The organism is Lysinibacillus sp. OF-1, from assembly GCF_028356935.1.
GTDB classification, from domain to species: Bacteria; Bacillota; Bacilli; order Bacillales_A; family Planococcaceae; genus Lysinibacillus; species Lysinibacillus fusiformis_D.
The window spans coordinates 4,114,563-4,134,796 of record NZ_CP102798.1; the positions used below are offsets into that span (position 1 = coordinate 4,114,563).

Consider the following 20,234-nt stretch of genomic DNA (forward strand, 5'->3'; position numbering starts at 1 on the left):
TTATTCAAAATCAAGTTTCTTCTATATAATGTAGAAAATTAATAACTTGATTTGTTTAGGCTATGCTCTATTTTGAATGTCTTAAACCCCAAAATAGTTTCTTGTTATTTTTGTTGGCAATGAAAAAGCACCTCTAATTGTTAGTTTCTTACCTAACAATTGAGGTGCCTTTCAAAATATATTTAACTATCTTACCCAGATAAAGTACGCAAGGAAGACAAAGAATAAGCCATACATCATAGGATGAATTTCTTTTTTACGACCAGCTAATAACATTGTAATTGGATAGAATACAAAACCGATTGCAATACCAGTAGCAATTGAATAACCAAGTGGCATCATTAATACTGTAAAGAATGCAGGTACTGCTATTTCGAATTTATCCCAATCAATTAGACGTAATGATGATACCATCAGTACCCCTACGATTACTAGAGCTGGTGCAGTTACTGCTGGTGTTACAACAGCTAGTAATGGTGAGAAGAATAAAGCTACTAAGAATAGTACTGCAGTTACGACTGCCGAGAACCCTGAGCGTGCACCCGCTGCTACCCCAGAAGTTGACTCTACATACGCTGTTGTTGTTGATGTACCAAATAAAGAACCGATTGTCGTTGCTAGCGCATCCGCCATTAAGGCACGCCCTGCACGTGGTAATTTATTATCTTTTACTAAGCCAGCCTGTGTCGCTACAGCCATTAAAGTGCCTGCTGTATCAAAGAAATCTACAAACAGGAATGTTAACACTACTACTAAAAACTTCACGTTAAATAACGTTCCAATGTCACCAAGTGGTTCCAATGCTACCATAAATGTAGAGTCTACACTTGGAATAGCCGAAACAACTGCTGTTGGAGGATCAATGATACCTGTGATCATCCCAATAACCGCAGTAATGACCATCCCTAAGAAAATACCAATACTACGGAATTTAATGATAAGAATAACAGAAAGAATGATTCCGAATACTGCTAGTAATGTAGCTCCAGTAAAAGTTCCTAAAGTTACTAATGTCGCTGGACTATCAACTATAATCCCTGCACCTTGTAAACCTACGAATGTGATAAATAAACCAATACCTGCTGAAACAGCATATTTAAGTTGTACTGGAATGGCGTTAATAACAGTTTCACGAATACCCGTTAAAGATAAAATGATAAAGATAATTCCAGAAAAGAATACACCTGTTAAACCAGTTTGCCATGGAATACCATAAGCTCCGACTACAGTAAATGCGAAGAATGCATTTAATCCCATCCCAGGAGCAAGTGAAATTGGGAACTTAGCGAAAATCCCCATAATCAAAGAACCGACTGCTGCTGCTAATGCTGTTGCTACGAAAACAGCACCTTTATCCATCCCTGCATTTTCTAGAATACTTGGATTAACAGCTAGAATATATGCCATTGCAAGGAAGGTTGTAATACCACCAATTATTTCTCGGCGATAATTAGTTCCTAATTCATCGAACATGAAATATTTTTTCATTATCAAAAAATCCTCCGTATGGTCGTCTTCAATATCGAAAACAAAAAAGACACGCTGACTACTCTACTAGTCGCATGTCTACGATATATTTCATCACCATAGTGTGTGAAATAAATTAGTGTTTATACATAGATAAACCCAAATCGTAGTCAAGTTATTTACGGTAACTTGGTAGAAACTCACGGGCCTTATTCCCGACATTATACGACGACGTATTTAATTTACATTCGTAATATATCATTTCACTTTTTAGATTTCAACCCCATTTCCGAACATTTTTACAAAAATAAATACGAAAGTTCGTGTAAAATTCTTATTTAATGTTCATATTCAACTAATTCACCGCTAAATAAACGTAGTACTGAACATTTCTGTAATCAATAAAAAGCAAAAACCCCCTGGAACTCTTTCGAATTCTAGAGGATCGTCCCTTGAACGTTATGACTTAATTCATCACTTTACTTTGTAAGATTTGAATCCTTTTTTCTAGTTTTTCTTTCCAATCATCCGCTAATGCATCCACTGCTTGTATTTGTTTCATAGCTATCGCATCTTTATTTTTAAAGTACACTTCATTGCCGTACAAAACTGTGATACGCGCAGGATGCTTTTCCACAACTTCTATTGTTGAATCTGCACAAATTGACCCTTCCTCCAGTACGCGTGCAAGATAACCTGTATAACCTGTTTCAATTAAACGTTTAAGTAATGTGGTTGCCTCAGTATATCTATCAATCGTACTACATGGAATACGTCCTTGTGTGATTTGTATGACGGCATTACCTATTTTATAAATATCCCCAATACAAACATCCGCTTCTAACATATTCGTTACTGTTAAATTTTCACCAAATGCAGCAGTAGGCAACGGTTTTCCAAGTTCATGTTCCCATTGTATGTAATGCTCTGCAGGGTATAAACAAACTGCACGGTCTGGGCCACCATGATGTTTTTTATCTGCCACATCATCCCCTTCGAAGCCACGTGATGACAAATAAACCTCTTGCATTTGTTGCTTTTCAATTCCTGTAATCATCGAACGTCCTTTACTATCAAGCAATTCTTTCGGCATTCCAACAGCAAGTGTGTGAATTATTGGCCTATTTTTCTCCATTTAAATCCCCCCCTAATCTGAATAGTACAATTCTTTTGCATTCATTTAGTTTACTACATACAGCACTTTACCAGCAATTGCTGCTTTAACCTTGATATAATTCGAATCATACAATCTATGAATAGACTAAAAATGATCAAATCAAAAAACCCTAAAAACCTCTCAAGGCTTTTAGGGCAGTTGCTGTTATTCCCACTCAATCGTTGCTGGTGGCTTAGATGTAATATCATACAGCACGCGGTTCACGTGTTTTACTTCGTTTACCATGCGGACAGAGATTTTCTCTAGTACGTCCCAAGGGATACGTGCCCAGTCAGAAGTCATGCCGTCGATAGATGTTACAGCACGGATACCGATTGCGTAATCATACGTACGTGCATCGCCCATTACACCAACTGAACGGATATCAGGTAATACCGTGAAGTATTGCCAGATGTCACGGTCAAGACCAGCATTTGCGATTTCTTCACGTAAAATGAAATCTGCTTCGCGAACGATTTCTAATTTTTCTTCTGTAACTTCACCAAGTACACGAATACCTAATCCAGGACCTGGGAATGGTTGACGCCAAACGATTTTTTCATCAAGACCAAGTTCTAAACCTAGCGCACGAACTTCATCTTTAAATAACGTTTTCAGTGGCTCGATTAATTGGAATTGCATATCTTCTGGAAGACCACCAACATTATGGTGTGATTTGATTGTTTGCGCCGTTGAAGTACCAGATTCAATGATATCTGTGTATAGAGTACCTTGTGCTAAGAAATCCATACCTTCAAGCTTCGATGCCTCTTCATCAAATACGTAAATAAATTCATTACCGATAATTTTACGTTTTTTCTCCGGATCTGATACACCTGCAAGTTTGTCCATGAAACGTTTGCGAGCATCAATTTTAATAAGATTCATATCAAAGTCTTCTGTGAATGTTTTCATTACTTGTTCAACTTCACCTTTACGGTTTAAGTTGTGGTCTACGAACATACAAGTTAATTGATCGCCGATTGCTTTATGAATTAAAACTGCTACAACTGATGAATCTACACCGCCAGAAAGAGCACATAATACTTTTTTATCGCCAACTATTTCACGAATTTTTGCGATTTCAAGCTCAATGAAGTTAGCCATTGACCAGTCGCCTTTTGCCTCACAAATATCGAATACGAATTGACGTAGTAAGTCATTACCATAAACAGAGTGACGTACTTCTGGATGGAATTGTACAGCATATAATTTGCGTTCTACATCTGCCATTGCAGCAATCGGACAAGATGCACTTGTAGCAATTACTTCAAATCCAGCTGGAACTTCTGTTACATGGTCACCATGGCTCATCCACACGATTTGCTCAGTTGGTAAGTCTCCAAATAACTTATTTGAAGTAGTGACTTTGATTTCCGCTTTACCATATTCACGCGTTTCAGCACCTTCAACTTTACCGCCATTTGTATGTGCCATTAATTGCATCCCATAGCAAATACCTAATATTGGTAAACCTAATTCAAAAATAGCTGGATCCACATGGAAGGCATTTTCATCATAAACAGAGTTTGGGCCACCTGAAAAAATAATACCCGTTGCGTTCATATCTTTAATTTCTTCCGCAGTTACCGTATGTGGGTGCAATTCACTGAAAACACCAAATTCACGGATACGACGCGTAATTAACTGGTTAAATTGGCTACCGAAGTCCAGTACAACGATTTTTTCTTGCTCTTTTAATAAAGGGCTAGCTGTCAAAATTTCCACCTCTTCTACTATTTTTAAAGGATATTTTCATTTGTTCAAAGAAAAACGCGAAGAAAGTAAAAAAACTTTCTACGCGTTCATAAGCTCTAGAATAGTGATAAAGGCGAATGCGTAGCAAAGTAAAGTGATTTACTATACTTTTCACCTAACGAAAACATCCGCCTTCATAGAGAAATCATTTAAGGTGATTTCGTAGAAACATCCGAACCCTATTATCGAACTTATATGAAAGCAATCCTTGCATTTAATTTTTTTCATTTTACTCTTTGTACACATTAAAATCAACTGATAGTGCGATTGATTAAATATTCCCAACTTTCTTTCAGCTCTCTAAAATCGACTTCCTCCTTATCTTTTCCATAAACATGTTGTTCATATACTTCTGTCAGCTTTTGCATTTCATCTGTCTCTAGCGCAGCATCTACTCGCTCAGCGAACGCACGCAATGTTTCCCCATCTCTTCTACGCAATCCAATACGGGATAATTGCTTCAGCAATACATGGTAAGAAGAATCGAAGTTTGACCAATCCGCTACCTTTTTGCGATATACACGCACATGCATCTTAGGAATCCATGTTTTACGTTGTAAGTATAACGTAATACTAATAATGATCAGTAAAACCACGATGGCAATCCACACATAAGTGAATTTTTTCAGCCATGTCCATACTGCATCTAAATTAAATTTTGATGGAGACTGTTCCTTTTCAGATACCTTTTCTTGTGGTTGGGGCTGCTCTGGTTTTTTTTCTGGCTGCAATACCTCTTCCTGATCAGCTGTATCTAGTGGGATATCATAATCAATATTCACATTACCTGTAAAGCCGATGGTAGGTTCAAACTCCATCCAACCCGTGCCAGGTATATATGCTTCCACCCAAGAGTGCGCATTGTCATTCGTGATTCGATATTCGCGCAGTCCGTCTGTTATCGGTCCTACTGTGCCAGGTGCAAAGCCTTTAACCCATCTTGCTGGTATGCCTAGTGAACGTAAAAGCACAACCATCGAAGTGGAGAAATTATCACAATAGCCTACTTTAGTATCGAATAAAAATTGATCGACATAATCTTGATTTTCAGCAGGAATTGCCGCTTCATTTTTATCGTATCTAAAGCCATTGGTTCTAAAGTAACTTTCCACAGCTTTAATTTGATCGTATATCGTAGCTTTACCTTGCGTTATATCAGAAGCTAAATCTCTTACACGCTGCGGCAGCTGGTTTGGTAATTGTAGAAAACGATTATATGAAGGATCTAATGTTTCAAGTGTAGTAGGATATGACAATTGAAGCTGCTCCATACTATAAACTGGTTCACTATAAGACAATGAGTAGTTTGATAACGATTTTGATTCACCCGCCTGCTGCTCTATCGTCATTTTTTCAGTCTGCTCATCCTGAATAAATAAAGTGGCGTCTTGAGCTGAAACAGATAATAAACCATAAGTTTGAATCAAAAATGGCATTGGAACAGCAATATCTAATTGAATTTGTCGCTCATTTTCTGGTAATCCTACTTGTAAAGAAGTATGAATGGGTGTATTTGTTTCATAGACATTTTTGCCAAAGTTTCCATCCGAAATAATCCAGCCTTTTGATGTATACGTATCTTTTGTTTCAATACGCCAATAATGCCGATCACGAGAAGAAGCCGTGAAAATTAATGTATTATCCCCTTGGAATGGGCCTCCGAGCTGACTATCATCTTGGCCATAGCCAACTGATTTTTCCCCAGTTCCGCTTCCAGCTTGGCCAGTAATTTCTTGGATGAATGGCACAGGATCTGCCCATGTTGGTCCTGTCTTTGGTAAAAAGAATGCGACAGAGCTAACAAGCAATACTGAGACAAGCATCGGAATAACAATTTTCCATTTCTCCAGTATAGTACTTGTTGTCTCAACTTGAAGCCATAGACGTTTAACAAAGAGTACTCCTGTCATAATTAATCCAAGTACAATAACTTTTACAATAGCCGCTTTACCATCATAATCACTAAACGTATCTAATGTGGCAATAAAGAAGACAGTCATAGCAAAAAAGTAAAATATATTTTTCCGCACTGAAACCCAATGGTGAATTAAATAAACAAGCATCCAAATTAATACAAGAAATAGCACTGTCCTAAAGGCATTTGATACTTGTCCAAAATCCCCCGATAGTATGGAGGTCATATTCCCTGTCCATTCAGACAATAAAAACGGTAAAGTTTCTCCTGAAAAAACGGGGCTTGTACTATAAGTGAAGACAATAAGCCAAGTAATATAGCCTAACTTCACTAATCCAGATAATATTGGGTGTACTCGGCATAAACTTAACGCTAGGGATAAACCAATAAACACAAGGAAGAGATGCATCCCGCCAGTATTCGTTAATTGCATAATAGGAATAAGCCATTCACGCAAAATGAAGAATATAATAATATACGCAATGGTTAATTCTATAAATTCCCCTAATGGTCGTTTCACGGTTTCATCACCTCCGTGAATAAATGATAAAAATCTGTTGGGTCTACATAAACGATTTGTATATGTTTATAACGCATCATAAGCTCAGATTGCACAGGTGGCTGTTTTGCCACTACAAAACAAATACAGCTTTTCACTAAATTCGCAAGAGTATGTAGTAATTCTTCTGATACATCACTTGTCACATAAAGCAATGTTGCAACTTGCTTAAAAGATTGCTGATCATAAAATCTGAATTTGACATTCTCTATAGGCTTTATAGCGGCTAAATGATACATAATCTGATCTAATTGCTTTTCACCTTGTATAACCGGGAATACTTTCGTCATTTCTCCAGCGGAAATAAAAGATAAATCTCCTCGTTCTTGAACAATCATCTGTAGCATGGATGCTACTAACTCCACTTTTTCTTCAAACATTGGAGATTTTTTAGCGTCTAATACGAGCAATAACTCTGAAGATTGTCGATCCTCAAACTCCTTCGATTGTAAGGTTTGCGTTCTCGCAAATGATTTCCAATGAATCCATGAAAAGCGATCTCCTGGAACATACTCTCTTAACCCAACAGCCATAGATGTGTCCTTTACAATGGAATAGGGTGACATCATAGAGCCAACATCATATTTCGTTTGAAGGGTAGCGTATTTCATCTCCCTGATTCTCGGATAAACTAAAATAGTTTGTTCCTTTTCTGCTATGACAGGCTTTTTTGCCCAGCCAAAGAAATCATAGAAAACCATTGTAACCCCTAAGTAGCGATGCTCTCCACGAGGCATCTTTTCCAAGTCATAATGCCAGCTAAATTTTTTCCTAAAGCCAACAAACTTAATGGCATTTGAATTTTCTATTTTAGCCTGTACTAACCCTTCACTATCTACAAGTTCCTCCATCATGATATAGGCAAATGGGAAACGTGTTCTTCTTTCTATCGTAATAAACACCTTTGCCGATTGCCCTCGTTCTATATGATTTGGTTCAATTTTACGCTCTACAAGTAAAATATCGTCTCTCACTACAAAGAACAAGAGTGCGTACACTAAAAATGGACTAACCGTAAAAAATACAAACCAGCTGACGAATCCTCCTTGGAACATAGCGTAACTAAATGTTACGACCATCAAAAAGGTAATCAATAAAAAATGTTTGCTTTTTTCTAAAAAGCCTTTCCATTTCTTCATTGTTCTGCAAACCTTTTAGTCGGAACAGGTGTACTCGCAATAATGCGCTTGATTATTTCGTCTGCGGCTACGTTATCGTAGCGTGCATCTGGTTTTAAAACTAAACGATGGTTAAAGACAAATGGCACAAGATATTGAACATCATCGGGTGTCACATAGCTGCGCCCTTTCATAAATGCATAAGCTTGAGAAGCTTTCATTAGCGCTAATGTTGCCCGCGGACTCACCCCTAAATAAACATAGCTATTTTCCCTTGTTTGGGCAGCAAGCTCCACCATATAATTTTTAACTGAATCTTCCACATACACGCCCTGAACAAGCTCCTGCAATTCAATTAATTGCGTTACAGATAACACTGATTCGATTTTTTCAATTGGTTTACCATTTTCAGCTCTTCGCAAAATTTCTACTTCCTGCCCTCTAGATGGGTAACCCATTTTTATCTTCAATAAAAAGCGATCCAGTTGTGCCTCTGGTAAAGGATAGGTACCCTCATGTTCAATCGGATTTTGTGTGGCCATAACAAAAAATGGCTGGTTAATTAGCAGTGTTTTTCCGTCAATTGTGACAGATGCCTCCTCCATGCCCTCTAATAAGGCAGATTGTGTTTTTGGCGACGTACGGTTTATTTCGTCTGCTAATACAACATCCCCCATAATTGGTCCTGGGCGAAATTCAAACTCCATTGTTTTTGGATTATAAATAGATATACCAACTACATCTGAAGGCAATAAATCTGGTGTAAATTGAATGCGCTTAAACTGAGCGTCAAAGGATTTCGCAAGCGCTCGCACCATCATCGTCTTTCCTACTCCAGGTACATCCTCTAACAAGACATGCCCTCTCGCTAATAATGCGACAATACTAAGCTCAGCAACCTCTCTTTTACCAATCATTACTTTTTCTATATTTTCTAAAACATCCTGTATTTGAGAATTCATAAATCAAAAAAGCCTCCCATTCCATCAGGCAATTGTGTGAATTGCACGATAACTTATCCTAAGCATAGCGAAATCTGTCTTCTAAAACAATTATCTGAAACCGCTACATACTATTGATCCTCATAAAGAAGGCTTGTTTGAATGTTATCAAACAAGCCTAGTCCTTATTATATAACGTCATTCCGTAATAGAATGTTACAAATTTATTCTTTTTAACCATATTTCTTCCAACGATGTAGCATCTTCTTGTAAAAAAATATTAGTTATCGTCCCAGAAACAATAATTTTCCCTTCATGTAAAACTAATATATCATCTGCTATTTCTTCAGCAAAAGACAGCAAGTGTGTAGAAAATATGACCGTATTCCCTTTCTCCTTTTCCTCCAACATCATATTTTTCAGCTGCGCTATCCAAAACGGATCAAGGCCATTAGTCGGTTCATCTAAGATCAACAAAGAACCGCTGCCAAGTAAGCTTTGCGCAAGATTTAATCGTTGTAGCATTCCCTTAGAAAACTGTTTAGCCTGTTGCCTGCGAACGTCCCACAAGGAAACGCGCTTCAAAACGTGCTCTTGTTCATATTTATCTACTTGTTTTAAAGATGCCAACAACTCTAAAATTTCAGCGGCAGTTAGCATAGTAGGGAAATCTACATCGTCAGGCATATAACGAATTGCTTGTGGTTTATGCCATATCATTTCCCCAGATTTTTGCTTTTCTTGACCCGTTAATAGTCGAATCAACGTACTCTTTCCTGCTCCATTGCCTCCAACCAGCGCTAAAATTCGACCTGAATGCAATGTAAAGGTTGCTTCTTTTAAACCTCTATCATTATCATAGACATTAGCTACATTTTTCGCTTCTAAAAGAATCATCGTTGCTGGTCCCCCTTTAATAACTTCGTAGCAAGCATAAGCGGCAAAACAATCCAACAAGTCGTCACAATCCCATATACCACGTGACCCAATGGCGACAAATAAAACTTCGTTACTCCATAAAACGCTGGACCAAGCACACTAGCTTGATTGCTGAATATAAAATAACCAAAGCGCAGCCATTCCACAGGATTTATATGTATCGTTATGATGGTAAGCTTTTGTAAAACATGACCAGCTACAACTGCACCTAGAGCCATTAAAGCATAAGATATAAGCAATAAAAAAAAGGACCATACAACAAGTGATAATGCTAGTGCAAATAACCTTGTTTGGGCAAATGCCCCCAGTGCAATACCTATTGATACAAAAATAAAGATACTTAATAGCGTGAGGGTAACTAAAACAAACGGTAATCGTACGCCGCCTAAAAAACCACCTAATGCTAAGACAACACCAAATGCCACTAACACAACCAGTAAAAAGGCAAGTGATGTTGCTACATATTTGCCTATAATATATTGTCGTCGTTTCATCGGATAGGTTTTTAGTAACGAATACCAACCAGATTCTATATCACCAGCTATACTCATACTTCCAATGCTTACAATAAATAATGGTAATAGAAACAATAATACATTTAAAAATGATGCTGTTTGACGTGTAAAACCCTCGATATCAGGTAAAGCCATTTGTTGAATGACAATAATTGCTACAAAAACAAATGTAAAAAGAAAGGCTACTAGTTGCATCCAACGACTTCTTAAAATTTGCTTCAGCTCTATTTTCACAAACATCACTCATGTATCCCCCAATTAAACGTTAGCAAATCCTGATAAGCCAATAGTTGACCATCTCCTTCATTAGTCATCCATTTTTGCGCTTCATCTTTTGTCGCAAATGCTAGAACTCCATAGTTCATCGGAGTCCAATACTCTTTGTTGTACACAAATGTCGCTTTATAAATGTCAATCCATTCATTGTTTGCCTTATTTTTAATATAGGCTGCGCCAACTTCATCCTCACCATTTAGCTCAAGATATTCCATCAGACACCCAATATCATCAAAAATCTCATAGTCTCCATTTTTCAAAACAATCTGTCCAGCATATTCATTATGAACAATACTCATATTACAAATTTCACAAACATCTGTTTCACTGATAATCTCACGTGGTTTATATGTTTTATCGCTACATCCTACCAATAGTGCACTGCATAAAATCAAAATAGTTATCCATCTAGTCATATTCGCATCCCTCTTTTCCAAAACCATAAACCACACATAGATACCACTAGACCAATTAACAATTGTATGATATTTATCGAAAACTCCGTCTTTCTCATATCGCTAAGTAATTTTGGTTCATTATCTACGAGTAGATTTTGTTCTGTTTTATTAATTTGCTGATCTAGTGACGTCAAGATCATGACGCTTGGTGATGCTACAAAAAATTGATAAACTGGTTGTCTCACCATCCACTGTCCAAAGCTCGATACAGCTACGTAGGGAACATCCCCGAAACCATCGCCCGCAACATCTATCCCAGTATAATCATCATAAAAATTGCCAATGAGACGCAAACCTTGGTGGTCTGATCTTGCCGTTAATATATTTCCCGTAAACTGATTATCATTTATGATTGAGTCATCCTCTACCTTTGTACCTTCTAATGCGGTCTGATTCATTCGAAAGCGATTTTCTTGTATTTGAATGTCTGAACTTTTTTGCAATGCTACACCTACTCGATTATTATGAAAGCTATTTTTTCTTATCATTGCTTGCTGAGTGTCATACATTAAAAGACCATAGCTATTGAAATCGTTATGGCTACTGACTGTATTATTAGCTATTTCTAAGTCAGTAGTCATCATGACCATTAGACCTGTAACATTATGTGAATACGTATTGAAAAGCACCTCCACACCACTCGAATACATAAAGTGTGTTCCGTAACGGCTATTCGTCACCTTGTTTCGTTGAACATCAATTTGCTTCACTTCTTCTACGTATATACCATCTTGCACTTGTTCAATAGTATTTTGTTCGATGGCAATGTCCTCGCTTTTAAACACAGCAATCCCATTGCCTTTTTCAGCATAATGTGACTGATTACCAATAATCCTATTTTCTAAAATTCGAACATGCTTTGAACGTTGAATATGGATACCTACTTGAACATCTTTTACCTCTATCTCTCTCAACTCTAGATTCTCTGCCTCATTGGCTACAATGCCTTTGTTTTTTGCACTTATCATTATATTTTCTACAGAGACATTAGCTACATGTTCAATTTTTAGTGCAGGGTTATTATTTAAAGAATACAACTCAACCCCCTCTTCTCCGCGTAGTATAATTGGTTTCTTCACCGTAAAATTCCCTTGGTAACGACCAGCAGGAATATGAATAATCTCTCCAGTTTTCGCTTGATCAATAGCAAATTGAATATCAAATTCCGCATATGCCGTTTGACTTGTAAATAGAAAAAACAAAAAGAAAAAACTGATTTGTTTCATCACTCTTCACCTCCCCATTCAGCATGAAAAGACTAGAGGAATGCCCCCTAGTCTAACGCTTTAATGACTGTGTCCCTCTTGTTCATGATTCATTTCATTCGAATGCATGGAACCAGATTCGCCATTTTCTTCCTCAGCCTTTTTTTGCATCATTTTCTTCTTACGTCTCTCCAATGCATCATCTTTAATTTTTTGTAGATCTTCAACGTAAGCTTTCGAATTTTCTTGGATATATTTATCTGCTTCAGCCTTGTTCACAAAATAAATATAGCCCCAGTTCATTGGAGATTTCAGCTCTGTTTTCACAATAGTTACATCTTCAACCTTTGCCCAATCCTTTGTCACAAAATCACGGACAAATTTTTCATTTTTTTCTTCATTGGCAACCTCCGCATTTAACAAACAGCCAATATCGTCATAAAAAGCAATGGACCCATCTTCTTTTATAGCTTGTGTTGAAAATACTCCCATCTCGTGATCTTTCATGTAAACCTTCATATTACACATTTCACAAACTGTATCTTCCTTTGGCTCTTGTAACCGTGGGTCTACTAGCGAAGCAACCTGGACAGAATCTTCTTTCAATGTTGCTGTTTCATTTTTCGTAGCCTCTTGCTCCGTTTCCTTCTCTTTCACTTGGGCTTTTTCACTGCCACATGCTGCAAGTACAAATAATAATATTAGTGCAGGTAACCATAATTTTTTCAAAACTATTTCCTCCAAATTTAGTTTTCTGTTGCTATACTCTACATTACAGATTAGTTGTGAAATTAGTTAAAAATCGGAGTGAAGAATTGGAAAAATTATCTTGAACATTCAATGAACATCTTCACTTCAAATATTTTGAATTTAGAGCAATTCTTTTTCCACTCTTATATAAAAACTCCCCACACTATGCATGTGGAGAGCTCGTTATTTATATGGAAGAACGGTAACTATTGAGTCGCTTCTTTTGTTTGCTTAAACGGCTTAGCTTTAACGCAGTTTCATTTAATTCCCGACGAATTTGTAAATCACTAGCACTATCCATATGAATAGGCGCTGTATGTTGATGTTGCTGCTGTTGATTTGGTGCATTTATTGAACTGTGCTTCTTCTCTTTATTTTTTTGCAAACTATTTTTAAATAGTTTTTGTGGATTTTGCCCAAAGTTATGGCTAATATCCCCAGCATGCAAATACTGATTTTCTTGCCGAAAAACACTGCTTGTCGTTGCACTCACTCTAGAAGTCCTCATAAAAAGTTACCCTCCCCTACATTTTATTATCCTTATAGGTAATTATATCGACATTATATGCTGATAATTAACAACATAGAACCAAATGGCATAAAAAAAGAGAGAAAAGAGCTATTTTCAAAAGCGAAGTTCACTTTTTCATAACTCTTTTCACTCATCTTACTTCCAAAAATCATCAAATATCGTAATTGGCATATGACGTTTATGTTGAGAACGCAAATAATATCCTTCTAAGATTCGGCGTGGTTCTTCAGGAATTTCTTTTCCCTCTAAATAATCATCAATTTGATCATATGATACACCAAGTGCCACTTCGTCTGGCAATGATGGACGATTCTCCTCTAAATCCGCTGTTGGCACCTTTTTATAAAGATGCTCAGGACATTTAAGTTCTGCTAACAGTTGCTTACCTTGTCGTTTATTTAGACGAAAAATCGGCATTAAGTCCGCTCCACCATCACCAAATTTTGTATAAAACCCCGTAATAGCCTCCGCAGCATGATCCGTTCCTAACACAACTGCCCCATTCATCGCGGCAATTGAATATTGCACCTTCATACGCTCACGAGCTTTTTCATTCCCTTTCACAAAATCATTCAGCTCAACGCCTGCATTTGCTAAAGCCAACACACTAGCATCTACAGCATTTTTTATATTCACAGTGTAAATTTTCGTTGGTTTTATATAATCAATGGCATCCTGACAATCTTGTTCATCAGCCTGCACGCCATATGGTAAACGTACAGCCAAAAAAGAATACTTCATTTCCCCAGCCTCTGCATTTAGTTCATCAATTGCCAACTGTGCTAGTTTTCCTGTTAACGTCGAATCTTGACCACCAGAAATACCAAGAACGAATCCTTTTACAAAGCTATAGTGTTGTGCATATTCCTTTAAAAAATCAATGGATTTACGTATTTCTTCCTGTACATTAATAGTAGGCAATACACGTAATTCTTCAATAATTTGTTGTTGTAAAGTCATTGTACCCGTCACTCCTCTTATTTACATTTGCTTAACCATATTGTGCACTTCTTCAATATTACGCATTTTATTATCCCAGCATTTTTGGCTGAGATCGACTGGATACTCTTCAGGATTCATCGCACGCTTATATTCATCCCATAACAATTCTAAATTTTCCGTAGCATAATCACGCATTTCCTCTAATGTAGGATTTTGATAATTTATTGCTCCGTTTTTAATAACATGCTGATGTAAATTTTTTGCTTCAAAATTTGTGACAAACTTTGATACAAATGTATGGATTGGATGGAACATTTTTATGCGTTCCTCAGCTTGAGGGTTTTCTTCTTGCATCGTAATATAATCGCCCTCTGCCTTCCCATTTTTTTTATCGATAATACGATAGACATTTTTTAATCCTGGCGTTGATACCTTTTCCGCATTAGCCGAAATTTTGATTGTATCTTCAAGTTGCCCTTCGCTATTTTCGATAGCCACCATTTTATAAACTGCACCTAATGCAGGCTGATCGTAAGCTGTAATAAGCTTTGTACCAATTCCCCAAACATCTACTTTTGCACCTTGAGATTTTAAATTTAAGATTGTGTATTCATCTAAATCATTCGAGACAATGATTTTGGCATCCTGGAAGCCTGCAGCATCCAACATACGACGAGCTTCTTTTGATAAAAACGCGATATCACCGCTATCTAAACGTATGCCAATAAAGTTAATTTTGTCTCCTAGCTCTTTAGCTACTTTAATAGCAGTTGGCACACCTGATTTCAGCGTATTGTAAGTATCTACTAAAAATACGCAATCGCGATGACGTTTAGCATAAGCATGGAATGCATCATAATCATTTTTATAAGCTTGTACTAACGCATGTGCGTGTGTACCAGAGACAGGAATATTAAAAAGTTTACCTGCACGAACATTACTAGTAGAAGCAAAGCCCCCTATAAACGCAGCACGAGTTCCCCAAATAGCTGCATCCATTTCCTGTGCACGCCTTGTCCCAAATTCCATCGCCACTTCATTTTTAGTAATTTGTTTAATACGGCTTGCCTTTGTGGCAATTAATGTTTGGTAATTAACAATATTAAGCAATGCCGTTTCAATAAGCTGCGCTTCTACTAATGGAGCTTCAATTCGAACAATCGGTTCATTGGCAAAAACAAGCTCCCCTTCTACCATAGAATACATATCCCCTGTGAATCGAATATTTTTCAAGTACTCGATAAAGTCCTCCTTGTAGCCCACTTCCTCACGTAAATAGGTAATATCGGATTCGCTAAAATGAAAATCACGTAGATAATCAAGCATTCGCTCTAACCCAGCAAATATGGCATAGCCATTACCAAAAGGTAATTTCCTAAAATATAATTCAAAAACTGCTTTTTTATTATGTATGCCATCCGCCCAGTAGGATTCTGCCATATTAATTTGATATAAGTCTGTGTGTAGCGCTAAGCTATCATCTGCATAGTTTGATCTCAAAAGAAACCCCTTCTTCCGCTTTGATAATTAGTCCTAGTATACACTATATACCCAAATTCTTGCGTTTTACATATCTTCTATTTGATGTTAGGTTTTCTAACATAAATAGTCAGAAAATTTAGAACTGTTCACGTTTTAGACACATTTTTTAGTACCGCTTTCATTCCTTTTATAAAAACATTTTCTGCAAACTATTTCGAGAATAGAAATATAAGATGTAAGGTAATATAACATGCATTCTAAAAAAACAATTGCATTGATTTTTATTCCGCTTTAACATGTAAATTAAATTTACGCAAGGAGCTGGTACACATGAAAAAAATTGAAGCAATCATTCGTCCTGAAGTTTTTGGGGCCGTTCGGGACGGACTTGCAAAGGAAGGAATTGCAGGTTTAAGCGTCTCTGAAATTGCCGGCTGTGGTCGTCAGTTAGGTAGAACAGGACTCTTTCGCGGCAATACGTATGAAATTGAATTTTTACCTAAATTGAAATTGGAAATGATTGTGGACGATGGGAAAATCGATGCCATCGTAGAGATTTTATTGCGTGAAGCAGCAACTGGCAAGGTCGGGGACGGAAAGATTTTCATTTATCCAGTAGAACAAGCAATTCGTATCCGAACAAAAGAAGTCGGATCGATTGCAGTAGAGTAAAGGGGGAAGATATAGATGGATGCAGTATTATTATCGGTTAATTTAATTTGGGTGATGCTTGGCACTATTTTAGTATTCTTTATGCACGCTGGTTTTGCTATGGTCGAGGCTGGATTTACCCGCTCGAAAAATGCCGTCAATATCATCATGAAGAATTTCCTAACGATTTCCCTTGGTGGCATTGTCTATTTTTTATGTGGTTACGCCATTATGTTCGGCGACACAGTAGGTGGTATTTTCGGCACTAGCGGCTTTGCTTTAAAAGGAGTAGATGATCTTTCCTTCTTTATCTTCCAAACAATGTTTGCTGCAACTGGAGCAACGATTTTGTCTGGCGCTGTCGCAGAACGTACTAATATTTTTGCTTATATCGGCGTCATTATACTTATGTCTTTAGTTGTTTATCCTGTTGTTGGTCACTGGGTTTGGAGTGGGCAAGGCTGGTTAACAGATCTAGGCTTTGTTGATTTTGCCGGCTCTACAGTTGTTCACTTAACGGGGGCTGTCGCAGCATTTGTCGCAGCTGTTATGGTTGGACCTCGACTTGGTAAATATGAAAATGGTCGAGTAAATGTAATTACAGGACACAGTATTCCATTAGGAGCTTTAGGCGTATTTTTACTTTGGTTTGGTTGGTTCGGCTTTAATGGAGCTTCAACGTTAGCTGCCGATCCTGAACTTGTTCCTAGTGTTATTTCCAATACATTCTTTGCAGCAGCTGCTGGTGTAGTTGCTACCGCTTTCTATACGAAATTCCGTTACGGTCATATTGATGGCTCCCTTACATTAAACGGTGCATTAGCCGGGCTTGTAGGGATTACGGCTGGTGCTGCGAATGTCAGTATCATGGGCTCCCTCATCATCGGCTTAATCGCCGCGCCATTACTTGTAGAAGGTGTACGTTTCCTTGAATGGAAGCTAAAAGTAGATGATCCTGTTGGAGCGATTGCGGTTCACGGTATTTGTGGTATTTGGGGAACATTGGCAGTTGGTTTATTTGACATTGGTGGTCAAGGTTTATTGTATGGCGGTGGTTTTGGTCTACTAGGGATTCAAGCAATCGGTGTCATCGCAACAGTTGCCTGGGTTAGCGTATCTGTGTCAGCAGGCTTATTGATTATCAAAGCATTTATCCCATTACGTGTAACAGCTGAAGAAGAGATTGCTGGTTTAGATGTAATGGAGCATGGCGCTCCTGCTTACGAATTCCAAGACATTTTCAAAAGCTCTGCTGTACGAGGAGAAACCTTTGCTCATCGCTTAACACATTTCGGTAAATCACAAAGCAATGCCCAAGAAGAACAACATGTATAGCTAGTGGAAAAATCTGCTCCTGTATCTCTAGATGATGGGGGCAGATTTTTCTTTTTTAGTTCGGTAATTATTTCCAATTCTTTCGCTCAAAACGCTCTTCCCATTGCTCAAACCACCCTTCATCAACCTTCACTTAATTTAAACTTGCTCTAACTCAAGTAAAAACTGTTTCATAGCGAGGCCACTTCGGAAGCCTGTTAATTGACCATTTTTGCCAATGACTCGATGGCATGGAATAATCGCTAGTATTGGATTTGCACCAATTGCAGTCCCTACAGCTCTAACTGCTTTCGGATTACCAATGCGTTGTGCGATATTACCATAGGATGTTGTTGTACCATAAGGCAATTCTTTTAGGGCATCCCAAACGGCTAATTGAAAAGGTGTTCCCTTTACATGGACAGGTAGGTCAAACTCAGTAAGCTCCTTGTTAAAATAAGCAGTTAACTGAGCCTTATATGGCTGTAATTTTTCTGGATTTTCTTCAAAGCCATACCCTTTAAAAGGTTTTTTAGCCCACTCTTCTACTTCCTCAAATGATGCATTTGGTGTTCCTATATAGACAATACCTTTATCTGAAGCCACTAGATACATATCCCCTTGTGTATACGTTAATGTATCGACATACAATATTTGCATTTCCAAATCCCCTACTTTCTACTATTTAAACTGCATCTTCCAGTCATTTCATGCTACAGTTATTTTACCGACTATAACAAAGGAGTTTCAATAAATGAATACGTTATATGAGCCTGCCATTCACTTTCAACAAGTTCATTTTTCAGTAAATGACAAAATGATATTAAAGTCAATTACTGGGTCATTTCCAAAAGGGCAAATTACGACTCTTGTTGGTCCTTCTGGTGCTGGTAAAACAACGCTACTTAAATTATGTAATGGTCTTCTGTCACCAACAAACGGGCATATACTCGTTGAAAATCAGCCTATTTCTACATATGAGCCCACCGCTTTAAGGAGACATGTTGGTATTGCTTTACAGGCAGCTCCGATGATAGCAGGTACAGTGCTAGATAATCTCGCCCTTCCCCGTACACTACAGGGGCAAAAACTCTCGCAGCAGGAGGCTGTCCAATATTTAGAGGATGTTGGATTAAACGAAAGCTTCTTACACCAATCAACAAGTGAATTGTCTGGTGGACAACGTCAAAAGGTATCCATTGCACGAACCCTGATCAATCAATCCTCTATTTTATTATTAGATGAAATTACATCTGCGCTGGATCGTCAATCCGTACAAGAAATTGAAAAATTGATTGCTACTATTAACAAAAAATACAATGTCACGATAATTTGGATTACACATAATTTGCAACAAGCATTGACAATTGGTCACTATACATGGGTTATGATGGATGGGGAGTTAATTGAAACTGGTAAAAGTGCTTTACTTGAAGCCCCAACGAATCCACGTGTTGCAGCGTTTGTTCAGGGGGTTAATCAATGACATTTACAGCCTTATCCTTAACCCTAATCTTTGTCTGTATTCCTCTCATATTATCTAAAACATTAAAGTTGGGTCTTGAAAAAGATACGCTCATTGCAACGTTACGTTCCATTGTTCAATTGCTTGCTGTCGGCTATATTTTAAAATTTGTTTTTGACGCCAATAGTTATGGTTATATACTTCTCATGGTAGCGCTAATGATTGTCGTCGCAACATTAAATGCACGAAAAAAAGGGGTGGGTATTAAAGGAATTACTTGGAAAATAGCACTGACACTTGTCGTCATAGAAATTGTTACACAAGGTGTCTTGCTAGGATTTCATATTGTTCCAGCTACTGCCCAGTATATCATTCCGATTAGTGGGATGTTAATTGGCAATTCGATGGTGCTGTCCATTTTATTTTTAAATCGTTTTACAGCTGAAATTAGTAGCCATAAAGATCAAATGGAATTAATTTTATCGCTAGGTGGCACGCCAAAACAAGCCGTTCATCGCCAACTGATTAATGCCGTAAAAGCTAGTATGATTCCTACGATAGAAAGCCAAAAAACAATCGGTTTAGTACAGCTACCAGGTATGATGAGTGGGCAAATTATTGGTGGGGCTGACCCTATCCATGCTGTCCAATTTCAACTTTTAATCATCTTTGCGCTCTTAACAACAGCAACATTATCCAGCATCATGATTGGTTTTTTAAGTTATCCTGTGCTATTTAATGAACGTATGCAAATACTTGATATGAAATAATTGTTAAGCTGAAATGAATAT

Annotated in this window: 19 protein-coding genes and 2 riboswitches; of the genes, 4 read left to right on the forward strand and 15 right to left on the reverse strand. The window is 37.6% G+C overall.

All coding sequences use genetic code 11. The annotated features are described in order from the left end of the window. Nucleotides 1–186: 186 nt before the first annotated feature. From NV349_RS20185 to NV349_RS20250, 14 genes are all read right to left on the reverse strand, one after another. Nucleotides 187–1,488, reverse strand: coding sequence for an NCS2 family permease (locus NV349_RS20185; protein WP_036124549.1), 1,302 nt, complete (start codon nucleotides 1,486–1,488; stop codon nucleotides 187–189). A gap of 126 nt (nucleotides 1,489–1,614) precedes the next feature. After that, nucleotides 1,615–1,716, reverse strand: a riboswitch (purine riboswitch). Nucleotides 1,717–1,933: 217 nt separating this feature from the next. Further along, nucleotides 1,934–2,602 (reverse strand): MOSC domain-containing protein, encoded by a 669-nt coding sequence (locus NV349_RS20190; protein ID WP_271911043.1) that lies wholly within the window; start codon nucleotides 2,600–2,602, stop codon nucleotides 1,934–1,936. Between the two features lie 186 nt (nucleotides 2,603–2,788). Beyond that, the gene (guaA, locus tag NV349_RS20195; RefSeq protein WP_036124553.1) at nucleotides 2,789–4,342 is read right to left on the reverse strand and encodes a glutamine-hydrolyzing GMP synthase; all 1,554 of its coding nucleotides are present in this window, start codon (nucleotides 4,340–4,342) and stop codon (nucleotides 2,789–2,791) included. A 156-nt stretch (nucleotides 4,343–4,498) separates the two neighbouring features. Beyond that, nucleotides 4,499–4,600: riboswitch (purine riboswitch) on the reverse strand. A gap of 32 nt (nucleotides 4,601–4,632) precedes the next feature. Continuing rightward, the gene (locus NV349_RS20200) at nucleotides 4,633–6,816 is read right to left on the reverse strand and encodes a DUF4129 domain-containing transglutaminase family protein (RefSeq protein WP_058845187.1); all 2,184 of its coding nucleotides are present in this window, start codon (nucleotides 6,814–6,816) and stop codon (nucleotides 4,633–4,635) included. Further along, nucleotides 6,813–7,994, reverse strand: a complete 1,182-nt coding sequence (locus tag NV349_RS20205) for a DUF58 domain-containing protein (protein WP_271911044.1) — start codon at nucleotides 7,992–7,994, stop codon at nucleotides 6,813–6,815. Before NV349_RS20205 ends, NV349_RS20200 begins: the two co-directional genes overlap by 4 nt. Beyond that, complete coding sequence (locus NV349_RS20210; RefSeq protein ID WP_058845189.1) at nucleotides 7,991–8,935, reverse strand: AAA family ATPase; 945 nt, start codon at nucleotides 8,933–8,935, stop codon at nucleotides 7,991–7,993. The genes NV349_RS20205 and NV349_RS20210 overlap by 4 nt, the downstream gene beginning before the upstream one ends. 195 nt (nucleotides 8,936–9,130) lie before the next feature. Then, complete coding sequence (locus tag NV349_RS20215; RefSeq protein ID WP_058845190.1) at nucleotides 9,131–9,811, reverse strand: ABC transporter ATP-binding protein; 681 nt, start codon at nucleotides 9,809–9,811, stop codon at nucleotides 9,131–9,133. After that, entirely contained in the window at nucleotides 9,808–10,608 is an 801-nt protein-coding gene (locus NV349_RS20220) for an ABC transporter permease (RefSeq protein ID WP_058845191.1), read from the reverse strand. Before NV349_RS20220 ends, NV349_RS20215 begins: the two co-directional genes overlap by 4 nt. Continuing rightward, on the reverse strand, nucleotides 10,608–11,060 hold the full coding sequence (locus NV349_RS20225) for a nitrous oxide reductase accessory protein NosL (protein ID WP_058845192.1): 453 nt from the start codon (nucleotides 11,058–11,060) through the stop codon (nucleotides 10,608–10,610). The genes NV349_RS20220 and NV349_RS20225 overlap by 1 nt, the downstream gene beginning before the upstream one ends. Next, a complete protein-coding gene (locus NV349_RS20230) occupies nucleotides 11,057–12,328 on the reverse strand; it encodes a right-handed parallel beta-helix repeat-containing protein (RefSeq protein WP_089934285.1) in 1,272 nt (423 codons plus the stop codon). The genes NV349_RS20225 and NV349_RS20230 overlap by 4 nt, the downstream gene beginning before the upstream one ends. 60 nt (nucleotides 12,329–12,388) lie before the next feature. After that, nucleotides 12,389–13,036 carry a hypothetical protein gene (locus tag NV349_RS20235; RefSeq protein WP_058845194.1) on the reverse strand — a complete coding sequence of 216 codons (648 nt, stop codon included), beginning with the start codon at nucleotides 13,034–13,036 and terminating at the stop codon, nucleotides 12,389–12,391. A 208-nt stretch (nucleotides 13,037–13,244) separates the two neighbouring features. Beyond that, nucleotides 13,245–13,565 carry a hypothetical protein gene (locus NV349_RS20240; RefSeq protein ID WP_058845195.1) on the reverse strand — a complete coding sequence of 107 codons (321 nt, stop codon included), beginning with the start codon at nucleotides 13,563–13,565 and terminating at the stop codon, nucleotides 13,245–13,247. A gap of 159 nt (nucleotides 13,566–13,724) precedes the next feature. Then, a complete protein-coding gene (nadE, locus tag NV349_RS20245; RefSeq protein WP_271911045.1) occupies nucleotides 13,725–14,549 on the reverse strand; it encodes an NAD(+) synthase in 825 nt (274 codons plus the stop codon). Nucleotides 14,550–14,570: 21 nt separating this feature from the next. Next, nucleotides 14,571–16,031 (reverse strand): nicotinate phosphoribosyltransferase, encoded by a 1,461-nt coding sequence (locus tag NV349_RS20250; RefSeq protein WP_271911046.1) that lies wholly within the window; start codon nucleotides 16,029–16,031, stop codon nucleotides 14,571–14,573. Between the two features lie 312 nt (nucleotides 16,032–16,343). Here NV349_RS20250 and NV349_RS20255 point away from each other — a divergent pair, with 312 nt between their 5' ends. Together NV349_RS20255 and NV349_RS20260 are read left to right on the forward strand one after the other, a co-directional pair. Further along, a complete protein-coding gene (locus tag NV349_RS20255; protein WP_036124574.1) occupies nucleotides 16,344–16,685 on the forward strand; it encodes a P-II family nitrogen regulator in 342 nt (113 codons plus the stop codon). 15 nt (nucleotides 16,686–16,700) lie between these two features. After that, nucleotides 16,701–17,999, forward strand: coding sequence for an ammonium transporter (locus NV349_RS20260; protein ID WP_271911048.1), 1,299 nt, complete (start codon nucleotides 16,701–16,703; stop codon nucleotides 17,997–17,999). Between the two features lie 138 nt (nucleotides 18,000–18,137). Here NV349_RS20260 and NV349_RS20265 read toward each other — a convergent pair whose 3' ends face one another. Beyond that, on the reverse strand, nucleotides 18,138–18,638 hold the full coding sequence (locus NV349_RS20265; RefSeq protein WP_271911049.1) for a methylated-DNA--[protein]-cysteine S-methyltransferase: 501 nt from the start codon (nucleotides 18,636–18,638) through the stop codon (nucleotides 18,138–18,140). A gap of 94 nt (nucleotides 18,639–18,732) precedes the next feature. Here NV349_RS20265 and NV349_RS20270 point away from each other — a divergent pair, with 94 nt between their 5' ends. Then, the gene (locus tag NV349_RS20270; protein WP_058845199.1) at nucleotides 18,733–19,464 is read left to right on the forward strand and encodes an ABC transporter ATP-binding protein; all 732 of its coding nucleotides are present in this window, start codon (nucleotides 18,733–18,735) and stop codon (nucleotides 19,462–19,464) included. After that, nucleotides 19,461–20,213, forward strand: a complete 753-nt coding sequence (locus tag NV349_RS20275; RefSeq protein WP_089934273.1) for an ABC transporter permease — start codon at nucleotides 19,461–19,463, stop codon at nucleotides 20,211–20,213. Before NV349_RS20270 ends, NV349_RS20275 begins: the two co-directional genes overlap by 4 nt. Nucleotides 20,214–20,234 lie beyond the last annotated feature (21 nt).

Excerpts from the sequence above, each read along its gene's own strand:
- NV349_RS20185 (WP_036124549.1), bottom strand. The coding sequence starts at position 1,488 with ATGAAAAAATATTTCATGTTCGATGAATTAGGAACTAATTATCGCCGA.
- NV349_RS20190 (WP_271911043.1), bottom strand. The coding sequence starts at position 2,602 with ATGGAGAAAAATAGGCCAATAATTCACACACTTGCTGTTGGAATGCCG.
- NV349_RS20205 (WP_271911044.1), bottom strand. The coding sequence starts at position 7,994 with ATGAAGAAATGGAAAGGCTTTTTAGAAAAAAGCAAACATTTTTTATTG.
- NV349_RS20210 (WP_058845189.1), bottom strand. The coding sequence starts at position 8,935 with ATGAATTCTCAAATACAGGATGTTTTAGAAAATATAGAAAAAGTAATG.
- NV349_RS20215 (WP_058845190.1), bottom strand. The coding sequence starts at position 9,811 with ATGATTCTTTTAGAAGCGAAAAATGTAGCTAATGTCTATGATAATGAT.
- NV349_RS20220 (WP_058845191.1), bottom strand. The coding sequence starts at position 10,608 with ATGTTTGTGAAAATAGAGCTGAAGCAAATTTTAAGAAGTCGTTGGATG.
- NV349_RS20225 (WP_058845192.1), bottom strand. The coding sequence starts at position 11,060 with ATGACTAGATGGATAACTATTTTGATTTTATGCAGTGCACTATTGGTA.
- NV349_RS20230 (WP_089934285.1), bottom strand. The coding sequence starts at position 12,328 with ATGAAACAAATCAGTTTTTTCTTTTTGTTTTTTCTATTTACAAGTCAA.
- NV349_RS20240 (WP_058845195.1), bottom strand. The coding sequence starts at position 13,565 with ATGAGGACTTCTAGAGTGAGTGCAACGACAAGCAGTGTTTTTCGGCAA.
- nadE (WP_271911045.1), bottom strand. The coding sequence starts at position 14,549 with ATGACTTTACAACAACAAATTATTGAAGAATTACGTGTATTGCCTACT.
- NV349_RS20255 (WP_036124574.1), top strand. The coding sequence starts at position 16,344 with ATGAAAAAAATTGAAGCAATCATTCGTCCTGAAGTTTTTGGGGCCGTT.
- NV349_RS20260 (WP_271911048.1), top strand. The coding sequence starts at position 16,701 with ATGGATGCAGTATTATTATCGGTTAATTTAATTTGGGTGATGCTTGGC.
- NV349_RS20265 (WP_271911049.1), bottom strand. The coding sequence starts at position 18,638 with ATGCAAATATTGTATGTCGATACATTAACGTATACACAAGGGGATATG.
- NV349_RS20270 (WP_058845199.1), top strand. The coding sequence starts at position 18,733 with ATGAATACGTTATATGAGCCTGCCATTCACTTTCAACAAGTTCATTTT.
- NV349_RS20275 (WP_089934273.1), top strand. The coding sequence starts at position 19,461 with ATGACATTTACAGCCTTATCCTTAACCCTAATCTTTGTCTGTATTCCT.